The sequence below is a fragment of the Gordonia sp. CNJ-863 genome, from assembly GCF_001942325.1.
GTDB classification, from domain to species: Bacteria; Actinomycetota; Actinomycetes; order Mycobacteriales; family Mycobacteriaceae; genus Gordonia; species Gordonia alkanivorans.
Genome location: NZ_MKKG01000077.1, coordinates 168645 through 184035, shown reverse-complemented (window position 1 = coordinate 184035; position 15391 = coordinate 168645). Strand labels below are relative to the sequence as shown.

The following is a 15391-nucleotide window of genomic DNA, read 5'->3' as shown; positions in this document are numbered from 1 at the left end:
GTCAGGCCTCCTCTGCTGTCTTCTCGACGGCAGCCTTGGCATCCGCCGTGTTCTGCTCGATGAAGGCATTGAGCGTCTCGACGCTGAACACCACCTCGTCCGAATCCAGGACGTCGTAGGTGTTGAGCTGATCGGGCGCGATCGGGAGCACGTTCTCCAGGTTCGCCACGCTCTTCCACGCCGTCAGGTCCTCACGGCCGAGAACGACCAGGAACTTGCGACGATCGGAGAGGCTCTCCAGGAAATCGCGAGCCGACTTGGTCGAGGGGGCCTGCCCCGCAACCAGTTCGGTGATCACGTGGATGCGCTCGTTGCGAGCGCGATCGCTCAGGGCACCGCGCAGGGCGGCGGCCTTCATCTTCTTGGGGGTGCGCTGGCTGTAGTCACGCGGCTGCGGGCCGTGGACGGTGCCACCACCGGTGAACTGCGGTGCACGGGTCGAACCCTGACGCGCACGGCCGGTGCCCTTCTGGCGGTACGGCTTGGCGCCACCGCCGCGGACTTCGCCGCGGGTCTTGGTGGAGTGCGTGCCCTGGCGAGCCGCGGCCTGCTGGGCCACGACGACCTGGTGCATCAGCGCGATGTTTGCGGGAGCGTCGAACAGCGCGGCCGGCAGGTCAACGGTTCCGTTGGTCTTGCCGTCGGCGGTCTTGACGTCCAGCGTCAACTTGGTCGTGGTCTCGGTGCTCACTACTTCGCACCACCCTTCACTGCGTCGCGGACCACCACGATGCCGCCCTTGCGACCCGGGATCGCTCCCTTGATCAGCAGCAGGCCGGCCTCGGCGTCCACCTTGTGGACGGTGAGGTTCTGCGTGGTCACCTTGTCGTTACCCATACGACCGGCCATCCGCATGCCCTTGAACACGCGACCCGGGGTGGCGCAGCCACCGATCGAGCCCGGTGCGCGGTGCACGCGGTGAGCGCCGTGGCTGGCGCCCAGACCGGCGAAGCCGTGGCGCTTCATGACGCCGGCGAAACCCTTGCCCTTCGAGGTGCCGGTGACGTCGACCAGCGCGCCGTCGGCGAAGATCTCGGCGGTCAGTTCCTGACCGATCTCGAACTCGCTGACGTCGTTGACGCGGATCTCGGCCAGGTGGCGGCGCGGGGTGACCCCGGCCTTCTCGTACTGGCCGGCGACCGGCTTGGTCACCTTGCGGGGATCGATGGCGCCGTAGGCGATCTGGACGGCGGTGTAGCCGTCACGATCCTGCGTACGGAGCTGGGTGATCACGTTCGGGCCGGCCTGGATGACCGTGACCGGAACGACGCGGTTGTTCTCGTCGAAACCTGGGTCATGCCGAGCTTGGTGCCCAGGATGCCCTTGGATGAACTCTGGTTGCTCATGATTTATCTCGCCCCCGTCCTACTGGATGTTGACGTCGACACTGGCCGGCAGGTCGATGCGCATGAGCGCGTCGACCGTCTTCGGGGTCGGGTCGAGGATGTCGATGAGTCGCTTGTGGGTACGCATCTCGAAATGTTCGCGGCTGTCCTTGTACTTATGCGGCGAACGGATGACGCAGTACACGTTCTTCTCGGTGGGCAACGGCACCGGGCCAACGACACGTGCACCCGTACGGGTCACGGTCTCCACGATCTTGCGCGCCGAAGCGTCGATCGCCTCGTGGTCGTAGGCCTTGAGCCTGATGCGGATCTTCTGTCCCGCCACGCTGTGTCCTCTTCCGTCAGTTGTTCTGGACAGACAAACACCGCGTGACCAGGGGCAGGCTCTCGCCGGCTGAGCACATGACCGCCGTGTGAGATTCGGCAATCGACGCTGTTCATCTGTCGTTGTACGTTGGCTCGTCTCTGGAACGAACCGGTTTGCTCCGGCACCCGCGGTCGGGCGTGTCGAGTCCGTGAACCTGATTCGGAGCACGCGTTACACGCCAGTCCCCGTAAACCGGGCCTGGGAGTCATTCACCTGACCACATCGGCGGTGTCGGCACAGAGTGCGACGTGCGTCTGCCGGTCAAGGCAACCCGACAAGTATGCAACAGAGACGGGTGCCGATTCAAATCCGACCTCGTCACACCCCCGGACCGCTCAACTGACTCGTGAGTAAGATACGCGCATGGCTGCTATCGGTTCCACCTACGCCCTGCGCAAGAAGCTTCCCGACAACACTCTCGGGAACGTCCTGTTCTCGGTGGGCCTGGTCGCCAAGGCCCCTTACTTCGGGACCGTCTTCCCTCTGGTCCAGGAGATGGAGCCGGGTTTCGCCAAGGTCACCGCCCCCAACTGGTTCGGGGTCCACAACCACATCGGCACCTTCCACGCGATTGCCGCGTGCAACCTGGCCGAGGCCGCGATGGGCGTGCTGATGGAGGCGACGACCCCGACGTCGCACCGCTGGATCCCGAAGGCGATGGAGACTCAGTACTTGGCTAAGGCCACCACCCGACTCATCGCCGAGGCCCGCCTGGCCGAGCCGGTCGACTTCGCCACCCTCACCGAGGGCACGGACGTCACGGTGTCGGTCAGCATCACCGACACCAAGGGCGTCGAGGTGGTCCACTGCGACATCACCACCTGGGTGACGCCTAGGTAACGGCTTCCGCTCGACGTCTCCGCGCTCGCAACTGCCCGATCAGGACCCCCACCAACGAGACGAGGAACCACAGCAGCGGCGCCCAGACGTAGAAGGACATGCCGTACCAGGCAGAGACAACAACCAGCCCATCGGCGGCGCTCGTCGTGGCGGTCTCGGCGGCGGCACAGTAGGTCCATCCCCAGAAGGCCGCAACGAAGACCAAGTAACTCAGCGGCAGGCAGATGACCGCGAGCCTGAGCGAGTACGGGCGGAACCATCGTCCGATCAATTGCCGCCTACCTTCACGTCGTGGTGCCCCGGCAGGTGCCTCAGGGGTCCCCACGGGTCGGTCGGGTCCGGCATGTGTCCGTAGACCTGCGTCGGAACTCCGGAGTCGGAGTCGGCGTAGACCTCCCAGGCTGGGTAGTTGGTGAGCTGGCCTTCCAATCTTGGCTCCATACCGTCGTATGGCTCTGCGACCAAGGTTCCTCGCACGCTGGCCCCGACCGTGCTCGAAGCCCACTTTCCTACTTCCTGGTCGTAGAAGGGCATGAACGGATCCTTCGCTTCGAAGGTCACCTGCACGCGCTCTCCATCCTGCGCCACACCGAGGGTGGGGCTACCGACCTTCACAGCCCCAGACGGTATTTCGACCGACGGGTTCTGACGCATCACGACAACGCCATTGTCGTAGTCGATGTAGATGGATACCCTGCAGTCCTCAGCGCCCGCGCTCCCATCGAATCCCCTGCTGTCGCCGGCGTTGTCGTGCGGGATGTTGTGGACGTTGTCACGTGGGATGAATGCGTTCACACGCACGAGACCTCCGCCCGGAACCTTGTCTATCGACTTCACGACGACGGCAGAGTCCGTTCCCTTGTACCGAGGATCGTAGGTGTTCGGGTCCATGGCTTCCGCAAGCTTCCACTCGCTCGGCGTCGATGGAGGCCGATCGAACCGGTCTTCGAACACCTTTGTCTGATTGGCTCGCCTCGAGATACTGCTGGTTCCCGTGATCGGATCGACGTCGGTGACGGGCAAGTCGCCATCTGCTGCCTCGATGACGGCTGCCAGGTCCTGATCGACTTGAGCGGCGTCGGCGAGTAGCTGGGAGAGCTGCTCCTGCAGATCTTCCTTCATCGAGAGGAACGCCAGCACTTCGAAGAGCGGAAAAGTGGTGTCCGAAGGCGACGGGGTGGGTCCGTCGATCGTCCCCGCCTCGGTGACGGTCAGTCCCAGTTGCCGCGCTCCTTCGCGAACTGCTTCCAATCGTCGCTTGACTTCATCGATGGACTCCGCAGCCTGACGAGCGGCCATACCTATAAGAGCGGATTCGTTGCGGAAGTTCGTGAAGTCCTTCACCGCCGTCGCCACACGGGAACCCGCGGCGTCCGCGGAATCCCCGGACCAGGTTTCGAAGACCGCCAGATTCGCGAACCGTGTGACCATTGTGTCGCAGTTCTGGATGTTCGCTTCCGTCTGACGGAACACCTCGCGAACCTGCTCTGCATCCCACCTGTCGATGTCTGGAACAGTGACCACGTGTCAGTTCAGGTTCAGCAGTTTGGGGCGCTCGATCCGGTCGGCACTTTCGCGATCAGCGGACGATAGTTCGTAGTGCGCGAGTTGCAGTCCGCCTGAGAGGGTTCCCACGTGCTCGACGAGCCGGCGATTGGCTTCAACCCAGCGGGTCGTGATCTTTTCCATCGCTGCACCTGAAGTACCGGCCCAGCCGCTGAGACTGTCGTTCATCCGTCTGCCGGCGGTACTGAACCGGTCAGCGCAGTCTTCGGTCCAGACCCCGGTCAACTGTGCCGCCGCTGCGAGCTCCCCGAGATCGACCGCAACATTCTTTGCTCTGTCCCCCTGTGTCACGAGTGGGAAGCATATCCGCCCCCTGAGCCACGTCGACGTGGCCATCCACAACCCGGTCGGGTCCAACGTGCGAGCGGCGCAGGGTTCATTGCCAGGGTCGCCCCCCCCAAGTAGTCAGCGGTAGCAGGCCTGCCATCCGGCGGTGCGCACCGTCTCCGCCGCGCAGTAGGTCGCGCGCGGATAGTAAGGACCCATCGTCGACGCCGGGTCGGACTTGGTCGCCTGCGACGCCTGCACGCTGTTCGGATAGAAGCCCGCCGACGGCAGCATGTTGCGGAGGAACACCACCTTCGACACCGACGTGCTGCCCCACGGGATGACGGTGAGGTCGGAGCCGGCCACCTGTGCGGTCAGGTCCGACGGCGCCGCGACCACATAGGTGTAATAGCCGTCGGCGTCGATCCGGGTCGCGTAGTCGGCCGCGCAGGCGACGACCGGGTAGGGCGTCACCTTGTCGTTCTGGCACATCGACCAGTATCGGAGCTGTTCGCCCGGGGTGGCCGGCGACTGCCCCGCACGGCTGTTCGGGAAGCTCGGCGCCTTGCCGCGGATCACCGCGACGCGGCCGGGTCGGTAGGTGAGCAGCGAGCCGATGTACTTGTTGTCACCGTTGGGGAACAGACCCGAGGTGCTCGCTGGATTGACGAAGGTGCCCTCGGCGGCGTCGCCGGGGAACGACCCCGATGCGGCGTTGCCGATCGCATCGTCGAACACCCTGGTGAGCGCCTGCGCGATCGGTCCGTTGTAGTTCCGCGGGTTGAACGGCTGCGCGCACGGCGCGACAGGGACGGACTGCCCGGCGATCGAGAAGGTCACGTTCGGCAGGGTGACGCCGCCATTCGGGGATTTCGGATCGTCGGGGACGTAGATCCGGACGATGAGGAAGCCGACCGGCACGTTCTGCCCACCGGCGGGGAGCCCGCGAATCTCGTTGCGCGAGTGGTCGGCGGCGCCGGGCACGACAGTCGCGCGCCATGTGCGCTTGGACGGCGGCGGCATGCGGACCGGCGCAGCGAAGGGGTTGATGCTGCCCGCATCAGACCGGATCTGGTTGTCACGCAGCGTGTCGACCGTGTCGAGATCGGTGCCGTAGGTGTTGAGCGAGAAGTACCGGGCAGCCGGGAAGGTCCCCGACAGGCGGATCGAATCCCCCGGGCCGAGCGCATACGGCAGTATCCAGTAGGTCGCGTTGGCGTCGGGGAAGGCGACATTGAGGTCAGTGCTGTTCGACATCAACTGCCACGCGCATCCCGGACCCGGCGCATACCCCTGCGGGGCCGCCGATGCCGGGGCAGGCACCACGCCGGCCACCGCCGCGAGCACCGCACCGACGATGAAGCCGACGATGGCTCCGACACGATGCTTGACCTGTGTGAACATGTTTTCTCCCTCCGCCTCGCGGCGATCGTAGCCACAGCTCACCTGCGTGCCGGGCCGATCCCGCGATATCGTCTCGGCCTGCCTCCCGGCGACGATGCTCATAGGGTGGAGAAGGTCCCGCCGTCGACGCCACTCCTGCCGGAGCGGGGCAAGAACCCCGGGGCCCGGCCCTGGAGTGCGGCAGTATCGAAGAGGGACGGTATCGACGGGGAACCGACCGACAGGCGCCACCGAGCAGGAGGACAGAGATCATGTGCGGAATCTGCGGCGAGATCCGTTTCGACGGTAGCGTGCCCGACGTCTCGACAGTCGACGCGATGACCTGCGAGATGACGCGCCGCGGGCCCGACGGGAGCGGCGTCTTCGCGAAAGGGTCTGTCGCTCTCGGACATCGGCGCCTGAAGATCATCGACCTGTCCGAGAAGGGCAGCCAACCGATGATCGACCCGGTCCTGGGACTGGCGCTCGTCTTCAACGGTTGCATCTACAACCATCACGAGCTGCGGGCCGAACTCGAGGCGAAGGGTTACTCCTTCTTCTCCCACGCCGACAGCGAGGTGATCCTCAAGGCCTTCCACGCCTGGGGTCCCGACTGCGTGGACCACTTCATCGGTATGTTCGCCTTCGCGATCGTCGACACCGACACCGGCGTGGTGACCCTCGGCCGCGACCGCCTCGGGATCAAGCCGCTCTATCTCGCCGACACCCCGGGACGTCTACGGTTCGCATCATCGGTACAGGCACTCCTCCGTGCCGGTGACGTGGACACCTCGATCGATCGTGTTGCGCTGCATCACTATTTCAGCTTCCACGCGGTGGTCCCGGCCCCGCACACCATCTACAACGGCATCCGCAAGCTGCCCCCGGCCACCGTCATGGTCGTCCATCCCGATGGTCGACGCACCGAACGGAAGTACTGGGAGCCGAGCTTCGAGGCCCACCCCGATCGCGCCGACTGGGACGAGCAGCGATGGCATGCCGAGCTCCTGGACTCCCTACGCACCTCGGTGAAGCGCCGCATGGTCGCCGACGTCCCGGTCGGCGTGCTCCTGTCCGGCGGCGTCGACTCGTCGCTCGTCGTGGCTCTGCTCGCCGAGCAGGGACAGACCGACCTGGCCACCTTCAGCATCGGATTCGACTCGGCGGCAGGCGAATCCGGCGACGAGTACGCCTACTCCGACCTGATCGCCGACACTTTCGCGACGGATCATCACAAGATCCACATCGGTACCGACCGGTTGCTGCCCGCGATCCCCGACACCGTCGCCGCGATGGGCGAGCCGATGGTCAGTCACGACTGCGTGGCCTTCTATCTCCTGTCGCAGGAGGTCAGCAAGTCCATCAAGGTGGTCCAGTCCGGGCAGGGCGCCGACGAGATCCTGGGCGGCTACAGCTGGTATCCGCCGCTGCGCGGTGTGCCGCGCCAGGACACGACCCGCGCCTACGCGAACGTCTTCTTCGACCGCGACGACGCCGACATCCGCAGCATCCTCGCCGACGAGTACCTCCTCGAGTCCGGCTACGACCCCAGTTTCGCCTTCGCCCAAGCACACCAGTCGGCTCCGGGCGCCGACACCTCGGTCGACGCGGCGCTGCGGCTCGACACCACCGTCATGCTCGTCGATGACCCGGTCAAGCGCGTCGACACGATGACGATGGCGTGGGGTCTCGAGGCCCGAGTGCCCTTCCTCGACCACGAGTTCGTCGAACTCGCCGCCACCTGCCCGGCCGAACTCAAACTCGCGCACGGAGGCAAGGGTGTTCTCAAGGAGGCGAGCCGGGCGCTCCTGCCGTCGGCGGTGATCGACCGCACCAAGGGCTACTTCCCGGTGCCCGGCATCCGCCACCTGACCGGCGGGGTCCTCGACCTCGTCAACGACACCCTCCGGTCGCAGTCCGCCGTCGACCGCGGCCTCTACCGGCCCGAGGCGCTCGACAAGCTCTTCGGCGACCCCAACGGCATCCGCACGCGCCTCGACGGGAACGAACTCTGGCAGGTCGCGCTCCTCGAGATGTGGCTCCAGACGATGGAAGCGAACGCCCGACGGTGACCGCTCTGCGTTTCGACGACCGCGGTTGGAAGACCTACGGAGCCTCCCTCTCACCGGACGGGAGTGCGTTCGCCTACATCGTCGACGACGGCAACGGGTACCCCCGTGCGGCGCAACGATCCCTGTCCCGGGACGGGGTCGGCGACCTGCGCTGGGTGAAGCTGCGGTCCACCGGCCCGGTCCGAAAGATCGTGCACTCCACCGACAGCCGCTGGCTGGCCGTCGAGATCGCACCGAGCGGCGGTGAGCACCACCAGGTCTGGGTGGTCACCACCGACCCCGACGACGACACCGCGCACCGGATCGCGGCCACCCGCCCGGACGGCCGGTCCTACGGGACCGTCCGCCTCGTCGGCTGGGACACCGATTGGGTCCTGCTCACCGCGATCGACCACGACGGCACCACGCATGCGTTGCGCGTCCACCCTGGAACCCAGACCACCCGTACCCTCGACCTGCGCGTCGGCAGCGAACTGATCGACTCCTGGAAGGGTGCGACCCTCGTCCGGGTCGGCCCGCGGGGCTATCACGACATGCTCCTGATCCGACGCCGTCCCGACGCGCCGGACGACGAGATCACCATGACGCCGCTGCTCCCCCAGGATCCCGGCGCCGTCACCGATCAGGGTTATGTGCTCGACCAGGGTTTCGACCACGCGTCACTGGTCTTCGTCCACGCACCCAACGAGCCCATCCGCGACCTCGACAGCGTCCAGGCGTTGGTGCGCAGCGACTTCGACGCGAAGTTCCCTCGGCTCCTCGGCGTCGAGGTCAGCAAGTTCGGCGTGCGGTTCCGGGTGATGGCGCAACGCGTCGACATCGGGCTCGACGAGTTCGCCGTCAGCCACGACCAGTCCACCGTCGCCCTCTTGTGGAATATGAAGGGCCGCAGCCAGTTGCAGATCCTGACGCTGCCCGACCAGACGCTGCACCCGCCGATCGATCTCCCCGGCGAGGTTGCCCATGACCTGTCGATCAGTGCGGCGGGATCGGTGGTGTCGGTGACGGTGTCGAGCCCGCAGCACTCTCCGCTCGTCCACCTGATCGACGTCGCGAACCGGAGGGTGACGCCGGTGCGGGACGACGTCGTCACCGGTGAGGGTCCATCGAGTCTTCTCCGCCCCGAGCTCGTGGAGTTCTTCGCACGGGATGGCATGCCGCTGTCGGGTTTTCTGTATCGGGCCGCGAAGAAGACCCGCGACGAGCGACCCGGCCCGACGCTGCTCTACTTCCACGGCGGCCCCGAGGGACAAACCCGACCTGACTACCAGTTCCTCTTCGGCCCGCTCGTCGATGCCGGGATCACGGTCTTCGCCCCCAACGTCCGTGGCTCGTCGGGTTACGGCCGACTCTTCTCCCACGCAGACGATCGCTACGGCCGGTATGCCGGCATCGACGACGCCGCGGACTGCGCGGAACTGCTGTGCCGCCTGGGGATCGCCGATCCGGACGCGGTGTACTGCTCGGGCCGCTCCTACGGGGGCTACCTGACCCTGGCCTGCCTGACCTTCCACCCCGACCTGTTCGCGGCCGGTATCGCCATCTGCGGCATGAGTGACCTCGAGTCGTTCTTCCGCAACACCGAACCGTGGATCGCCGTCGCCGCCTACACCAAATACGGGCACCCCGAATCGGATCGCGAGCTACTCGCCGACCTCTCCCCCATCCACCGCATCGACGACGTGCGCGCACCCCTGCTCGTCGTACACGGCGCGCACGACACGAACGTCCCGGTCAGCGAGTCACAGCAGATCGTCGCCGAGCTGCAGGCACGTGGTGCAGTCGCCGAGATGCTGATGTTCGACGACGAGGGCCACGAGATCGTCAAGCGCAGCAATCAGCATCGACTGACCGAGGCCGTCGCCGAGTGGATCGCCAAGTATCCGACGCGGCCCGGGGTGATGCGGTGAACCGGCGGATGACCGACCGGTTGATCGCGCAGCTCGCGGACACCCGCACCGGCAACGAGCGCGCCAACATACTCGAGGAACTCCGTCGGCTCATCCTGTCCGGTGGTGCACCTCCGGGAACACAGATCCCGCCCGCCGAGATCGCCGACGCCTTCCAGGTCAGTCCGATACCCGTGCGCGAAGCGCTGAAGACCCTTGTCGGTGAGGGTCTCGTCGTCCATCGACCCAACGCCGGGTACCACGTCAGCCAGCCGTCCACCGACGAGCTCCGCGAGATCTACTTCGTCCGTGGAACCCTCGAACAGGCCGCTCTCACCCGATCGGTCGAGCTCATCGACGAGTCCGCACTGCAGATCGCCCGGGACCGTCACGCCGACTCCTCGTCGCGGTGAAGTACAACGACGGCAAGGCATTCCACGATGTGTCCCGCGAGTTCCACCGCGCCCTCACCACCCCGTGCGCGATGCCGCGACTGCTCAACATGTTCGAGGCGACCTGGAACCTCACCGAACCCTTCCAGATGATGCGGGCGGTGACCTCAGAGACCCAGGCCGCACTCAACACCGACCACGAAGACCTCCTCGATGCCTTCGCCGACCGCGACACCCCGGCGGTTCTCGAGGTCGCACGCCGGCACCACCAGCGACTCGAGAGCGCGATCGTCGAAGCGGCCGATCTCCTCGACGTCCGCCACGATTGACCCGTCCCAGGACCGTCGAATCGGGCACCCGTCGATGTGCCCAGCGGAATATACTTGCGCGTTCATCGTCAGGTAACAAACCGTTCCTACTTTTGTCCCATCAGCATTTCCGCACCTGAGAGCGGGTTTCCACGCTGAGAGACGAACCGGGAGAACACATGTCCACACCGACCCCTGCCGAGGCGGCCCAGTCGCATCACGGCGCCGCGGGCGAGAGCGTCATCAAGGCAAGCTACGACGAACGACTCACCAACACCGATCTCGCACCGCTGAAGGAACAGAAGTGGACCTGGTACAACATCTTCGCGTTCTGGATGTCCGACGTGCACAGCGTCGGCGGCTACGTCTTCGCCGGCAGCCTCTTCGCGCTGGGGATCGCCGCGTGGCAGGTCCTCGTCGCCCTGCTGGTGGGCATCGTCGCCGTCAACATCCTCTGCAACCTCGTCGCCAAACCGTCTCAGATCGCGGGGGTCCCGTACCCGGTGACGACGCGGGTGTCCTTCGGTGTCAAGGGCGCCAACATCCCGGCGATCATCCGCGGCGCGATCGCGGTCGTCTGGTACGGCATCCAGACCTATCTCGCCTCGGTCGCATTCGGATTGCTCGCGCTGAAGTTCTGGCCGGGCCTCGAACCGTGGGGTGACGTCGACCAGCACGGCTTCCTGGGACTGTCGCTGCTCGGCTGGGCCGGTTTCCTCCTGATGTGGGTCCTGCAGGCCTTCGTCTTCTGGAACGGCATGGACACCATCCGCAAGTTCATCGACTTCTGCGGTCCCGCTGTCTATGTCGTGATGATCGCGCTCGCCGGCTATCTGATCGTCAAGGCGGGCTGGAGCAACGTGAGCCTCGACCTCTCGGTCGGCGACGGCCTCACCGGATGGTCGTCGATCACGATGATGATCAGCGCGTTCGCGCTCGTGGTCTCCTACTTCTCCGGCCCGATGCTCAACTTCGGCGACTTCTCCCGTTACGGAAAGAGTTTCGGCGAGGTCAAGAAGGGCAACTTCTGGGGCCTGCCGGTCAACTTCCTGTTCTTCTCGCTGCTCGTCGTGTGCACGGTCTCGGCGGCGGTGACGGTCATCGGCAAGGACGCGGACGGCAACATCATCACCGACCCGGTCCACATCGTCGACAGGATCGACAACACCACCGCCGCGGTGCTCGGTGTGCTGACCTTCGCCATCGCCACGATCGGCATCAACATCGTCGCCAACTTCGTGTCCCCCGCCTTCGACTTCTCGAATGTGGCCCCCACCAGGATCAGCTGGCGAACCGGCGGCATGATCGCCGCGGTCGGCTCGGTCCTGATCACCCCGTGGAACCTCTTCAACAACCCGACCGCGATCCATTACACGATGGACACGCTCGGCGCCGTGATCGGTCCGCTGTTCGGCATCCTGATCGCCGATTTCTACCTGGTCAAGAAGCAGAAGATCGTCGTCGACGACCTGTTCACCATGAAGCCGGAAGGCGCTTACTGGTACCGCAACGGATGGAATCCGGTGGCGGTCGCGTCGACCATCGTCGCCTCCATCCTGCCGATCTGTGTCGTCATCTTCGGCACCGCCTACCAGGCCAGCTTCACCTGGTTCATCGGCGCCGGCCTCGGCCTGGCGGTCTACTGGCTGGGCATGAAAGTCGTTCCCACCCATCTGATCTACGGTGCGGCACTCACCGCTCACACCACCACCGACATCGCGGTCGACGCCACGGGTGAACCCGTGGGCTACCCGGCCCCGGAGCCGGCGGTCGCCGGGGTCACCGCCGAAGAGGCACCGGGCAACTGATGCGACGAACGTCATCACCCTGACACCTCCCGGGAGGAAGTCGGCGCTGATCGATCGGGCCGCGCGATTCGTCGCGCGGCCCGTTCCGGGTCTACCGGCTCTGACCCAGCCCGCGCTCCGCGATCGCCTCGAGAACGTCCATCGACGCCTTGTAGGGTTCGGTGTCCCGCGGCCAGGGCACGATGATGTCGGTGAAGCCGAGTTCGGCTGCGCGGCCGACCATGTCGTCGAACAGGCCGACACTCTCGAGCGGGTTACGCGGGGCGGCCTCGAGACTGAGGTATCGGTCGATCCGACGGCCCGGTCGCCGACCCAGTTCCTCGTCGACGATGGCGACGGCCCGTCCGACGGACCCGAACCACTCGTCGAGGCCCTCCGTCGCCTGGCCGGTGGTCACCCACGCGTCACCGTGACGGGCGGCGAACCGCACCGAGCGTGGACCGTTGCCGGCGAGCAGGAAAGGCACCCGGTCTCGTACCGGTCCACGTCCCAGGCGCATGTTCCGCGCGCGGAAGTAGCGGCCGTCCGCGTCGACGTGATCCTCGCTCAGGGTCATCTCGAGCAGTCCGACGAACTCCTGGAATCGGTCGACCCGCTGACCGACGGTGAGCGCCGGCTGCCCGAGCACGACGTCGTCCGGTTGGCCTCCGGCGCCCAGACCCAGCAGGAAGCGACCGTCCGAGATGTCGACGAGGGTCTCGACCTCACGCGAAAAAGCTACCGGGTGACGGAAATTGGGCGAGACCACGAACGCGCCGAGTTCGATGGTGCTCGTGACCACGGCGGCCGCCGACAACAGCGGTATGCAGCCGGACCAGAGCGAGTCCGGCAGGCCGCCCCAGACGAGGTGGTCGTAGGTCCAGGCGTGGTCGAAACCCATCGCCTCGGCCAGAATCCACCGCGGCCGGGATTGTTCCCAGGTCAGATCGGGGAGGATGCAGATGCCGTAGCGCACGGCTCACACTGTACTTCGGCTCAGCGGGCGACTGGCGAGACCGTGACCCGTCGACCGGGAGTACGCGGCGAAGGCGACCGCGCCGCTGATCAGGAAGGCAACCGAGCCACCGGAGTCGGGAGACCACACGAGGTGGGGCTCACCAGCTACCGGATGGGCGAACAGGGCGGACCCGACCATGAAACCCCAGCGCTGTTTCGGCACCGTGGGAACGGCGCAGTGGGCCAGGCACGACGCCGTGTCGACGTCCATCGCGAGGAGGACTCACGCAGTGACATCGAGTTCCGTGATGACCTTGCTCGGTTCGATCCAGACGCCCAGTTCGCCCGGTACGCCGTTGCGCGCGCCGAACTCCTCGGCCCGTTCGGCACCCATGTATCGCGCGCCGCACAGCGTGGCGATCCGACGCACGTCGTCGAGATCCTCGGTCACCAGCGCACGACCCTGCACCTGGACGAAGCCGTACGGCGGTTCCTGCAGGTCGACCGACATCGCAACACGCGGGTCACGGAGGAGCGCAAGACCTTTCGCGGTGGTAGCACCGGTGTTGAAGGCCAAGCGGTCTCCGTCAACGACGAACCAGACCGGGACCACCAGGGGCCTGCCATCGGCGGCGGTGTAACCGAGGTGGCCGGTCTTGGTACCGGAGGCCAGGAATTCCCGGACCGCGGGATCCGACAGCGACGTTCCAGACATGTATCCAGCCTAGGTGTTCCCGCGTGGCCGATTCCTTCCCGCTTACCGGATAGCACCCGCGGGAAGGGAACTGACACCGCGGGGAGGAAGCGGTCCCGCGGGTAGCTGCGGTGTCCAGGGCGAACAATTGCTCGCTCACCCCTCATCCGAGAATCGGTTGCCGATGTGGACGGCCACCATCATGATCGTGGCATGCGGCCCGCTGTGGCCGCCGGTCGGCAGGATCGATCCGTCGACGATACGTAAGCCCACGGTTCCGTGCACCGCACCGAGCGCGTCGGTGCGCACACCCATCGGCATCGTGCCCCACGTGTGCTGCGAGAACCCCGGCACCGCGGCCACCGAGACGCTGCCCGGAACGACGATGCCGGCGAACTCGGTCGAGTGCAGCATCTCCACCACCCGGTCGGCGCCCGCACGCATCGCGGCGGTGACCTCGGCCGACGGTTCTCCGAACACGAGATGGACGCGCTCGCCGTCGGCGACGAGTCGCACCGGCGATAGGTCCATCGCGGTCACCTCGACCATCGGCCCGCTGTACGGGAGACCGTCGATGTAGGCCGCGAAATCATCCCGGTAACAACGGATCTCGAGACCATCGACAGTGTGCACCACCGACGGCAGCACCATCCCGGGTTCGGCCGGTCCCTTTCGGCGATAGGAGACGGCCAGTCCCCGGTGTTCACCGGCGTCGAGGAATGCGGCCCCGCCGAGCGGCTCGAGGTCTGAAGCGAGTAGTAGTTGCGCGGTGCCCAGCGTGCCGCCGGCGAGGATCACCTCGCCGGCTCTGAAGGTGGCCCGATCGGTACGCACGCCGGTGACGCGCCGCCCGCCGGAGACCTCGAGCCGCCGGACCTCGCAGTCGGCCACCACGCGGAGATTCGGCCGGTCGAGCGCCGGCTCGAGGTAGGCCTGAGCCGCGGTCCGGCGCTCCATCCCGGATCGGTTGCCGAGTACCCGGTTCACGCCGGTGACCGGCCAGCGGTCGTCGAGCGGACGGACAGCCGCTCGCGCCGACCAGTACCGCTCGAAAGACGTTCCGGCATCACCGAGTTCATCGTCGGGCACCGGCGAGACCCCCATCGTGCCCCCATCCCCGTCCCCGCCCCCGTCGAGTTCGGAGTAGGCGGCCTCGACCGCGTCGAGGTCCCAGCCTTCCGGCCAGTCCGCGAAGTCCTCGGGATGCCAACGCAGGAAGTATCCGCCGTTGACCACGGAGGACCCCCCGATCGCCGACCCCCGCGCCGCGGTGAGGCCGTCGAGATCGGTGGCGTGCCGGACCGCGTAGGGCGCGTGGTCGTCGATGGGGAGACGCCGCAGGTCCCGCGCCTCCGGCCCCGGCCACCGTCCGGGTCCCCGCTCGAGCAGCACGACGTGCCGCCCGGGTTCCCTCGACAGCTTCTCCGCGAGGACGCAGCCGGCACTCCCCGCACCGACGATGACGACGTCGGCGCTCAGGACTTCGGCGCTCATGTCATCGGGCGTCAGACGATCATTGCGCG

14 protein-coding genes and 2 pseudogenes are annotated in these 15391 nt (G+C 66.4%); 5 read left to right on the top strand and 11 right to left on the bottom strand.

What is annotated here, in order from left to right:
* Position 1 precedes the first annotated feature (1 nt).
* The 3 genes and pseudogenes from rplD to rpsJ all read right to left on the bottom strand — a co-directional run bounded on the left by rplD (position 2) and on the right by rpsJ (position 1671).
* Entirely contained in the window at positions 2-691 is a 690-nt protein-coding gene (gene rplD / locus BJF87_RS23555; protein ID WP_035753588.1) for a 50S ribosomal protein L4, read from the bottom strand.
* Positions 691-1346: pseudogene (gene rplC, locus BJF87_RS23550) on the bottom strand (50S ribosomal protein L3). Before rplC ends, rplD begins: the two are co-directional and overlap by 1 nt.
* Before the next feature lie 19 nt (positions 1347-1365).
* Complete coding sequence (gene rpsJ, locus BJF87_RS23545; protein WP_003938093.1) at positions 1366-1671, bottom strand: 30S ribosomal protein S10; 306 nt, start codon at positions 1669-1671, stop codon at positions 1366-1368.
* 405 nt (positions 1672-2076) lie between these two features.
* Between rpsJ and BJF87_RS23540 the strand changes: the two genes are divergently transcribed.
* A complete protein-coding gene (locus tag BJF87_RS23540; RefSeq protein WP_075864013.1) occupies positions 2077-2553 on the top strand; it encodes a hotdog fold domain-containing protein in 477 nt (158 codons plus the stop codon).
* Here the strand turns inward: BJF87_RS23540 and BJF87_RS23535 are convergent.
* The 4 genes from BJF87_RS23535 to BJF87_RS23520 all read right to left on the bottom strand — a co-directional run bounded on the left by BJF87_RS23535 (position 2546) and on the right by BJF87_RS23520 (position 5790).
* A complete protein-coding gene (locus BJF87_RS23535) occupies positions 2546-2824 on the bottom strand; it encodes a hypothetical protein (RefSeq protein ID WP_035753582.1) in 279 nt (92 codons plus the stop codon). The two genes, BJF87_RS23540 and BJF87_RS23535, sit on opposite strands and share 8 nt — an antisense overlap.
* Positions 2821-4077, bottom strand: a complete 1257-nt coding sequence (locus tag BJF87_RS23530) for a hypothetical protein (protein ID WP_075864012.1) — start codon at positions 4075-4077, stop codon at positions 2821-2823. Before BJF87_RS23530 ends, BJF87_RS23535 begins: the two co-directional genes overlap by 4 nt.
* Positions 4078-4080: 3 nt before the next feature.
* Positions 4081-4410, bottom strand: coding sequence for a hypothetical protein (locus BJF87_RS23525; RefSeq protein WP_139319580.1), 330 nt, complete (start codon positions 4408-4410; stop codon positions 4081-4083).
* Positions 4411-4524: 114 nt separating this feature from the next.
* Positions 4525-5790, bottom strand: a complete 1266-nt coding sequence (locus BJF87_RS23520) for a hypothetical protein (protein ID WP_139319579.1) — start codon at positions 5788-5790, stop codon at positions 4525-4527.
* Positions 5791-6041: 251 nt separating this feature from the next.
* On the opposite strand from BJF87_RS23520, the gene BJF87_RS23515 reads away from it, so the two are divergent.
* The 4 genes and pseudogenes from BJF87_RS23515 (at position 6042) to BJF87_RS23500 (ending at position 12238) form a co-directional block, all read left to right on the top strand.
* The gene (locus tag BJF87_RS23515) at positions 6042-7841 is read left to right on the top strand and encodes an N-acetylglutaminylglutamine amidotransferase (RefSeq protein ID WP_035753573.1); all 1800 of its coding nucleotides are present in this window, start codon (positions 6042-6044) and stop codon (positions 7839-7841) included.
* A complete protein-coding gene (locus BJF87_RS23510) occupies positions 7838-9751 on the top strand; it encodes a prolyl oligopeptidase family serine peptidase (protein ID WP_075864011.1) in 1914 nt (637 codons plus the stop codon). Before BJF87_RS23515 ends, BJF87_RS23510 begins: the two co-directional genes overlap by 4 nt.
* An 8-nt stretch (positions 9752-9759) precedes the next feature.
* Positions 9760-10451, top strand: a pseudogene (locus BJF87_RS23505) (GntR family transcriptional regulator).
* Between the two features lie 158 nt (positions 10452-10609).
* The gene (locus BJF87_RS23500; RefSeq protein ID WP_075864010.1) at positions 10610-12238 is read left to right on the top strand and encodes an NCS1 family nucleobase:cation symporter-1; all 1629 of its coding nucleotides are present in this window, start codon (positions 10610-10612) and stop codon (positions 12236-12238) included.
* A gap of 91 nt (positions 12239-12329) precedes the next feature.
* Here BJF87_RS23500 and BJF87_RS23495 read toward each other — a convergent pair whose 3' ends face one another.
* From BJF87_RS23495 to mftG, 4 genes are all read right to left on the bottom strand, one after another.
* Positions 12330-13193 carry an LLM class flavin-dependent oxidoreductase gene (locus tag BJF87_RS23495; protein ID WP_075864009.1) on the bottom strand — a complete coding sequence of 288 codons (864 nt, stop codon included), beginning with the start codon at positions 13191-13193 and terminating at the stop codon, positions 12330-12332.
* Positions 13194-13196: 3 nt separating this feature from the next.
* Entirely contained in the window at positions 13197-13445 is a 249-nt protein-coding gene (locus BJF87_RS23490) for a hypothetical protein (RefSeq protein WP_075864008.1), read from the bottom strand.
* 12 nt (positions 13446-13457) lie between these two features.
* Positions 13458-13889, bottom strand: coding sequence for a PPOX class F420-dependent oxidoreductase (locus tag BJF87_RS23485; RefSeq protein WP_075864007.1), 432 nt, complete (start codon positions 13887-13889; stop codon positions 13458-13460).
* Positions 13890-14024: 135 nt separating this feature from the next.
* On the bottom strand, positions 14025-15362 hold the full coding sequence (gene mftG, locus BJF87_RS23480) for a mycofactocin system GMC family oxidoreductase MftG (protein ID WP_075864027.1): 1338 nt from the start codon (positions 15360-15362) through the stop codon (positions 14025-14027).
* Between the last annotated feature and the right edge of the window lie 29 nt (positions 15363-15391).

Bases quoted from the DNA above. Each gene is read 5' to 3' on its own strand.
- BJF87_RS23485 (WP_075864007.1), bottom strand. From the start codon at position 13,889: ATGTCTGGAACGTCGCTGTCGGATCCCGCGGTCCGGGAATTCCTGGCC.
- mftG (WP_075864027.1), bottom strand. From the start codon at position 15,362: ATGAGCGCCGAAGTCCTGAGCGCCGACGTCGTCATCGTCGGTGCGGGG.
- BJF87_RS23520 (WP_139319579.1), bottom strand. From the start codon at position 5,790: ATGTTCACACAGGTCAAGCATCGTGTCGGAGCCATCGTCGGCTTCATC.
- BJF87_RS23490 (WP_075864008.1), bottom strand. From the start codon at position 13,445: ATGGACGTCGACACGGCGTCGTGCCTGGCCCACTGCGCCGTTCCCACG.
- BJF87_RS23540 (WP_075864013.1), top strand. From the start codon at position 2,077: ATGGCTGCTATCGGTTCCACCTACGCCCTGCGCAAGAAGCTTCCCGAC.
- BJF87_RS23500 (WP_075864010.1), top strand. From the start codon at position 10,610: ATGTCCACACCGACCCCTGCCGAGGCGGCCCAGTCGCATCACGGCGCC.
- BJF87_RS23515 (WP_035753573.1), top strand. From the start codon at position 6,042: ATGTGCGGAATCTGCGGCGAGATCCGTTTCGACGGTAGCGTGCCCGAC.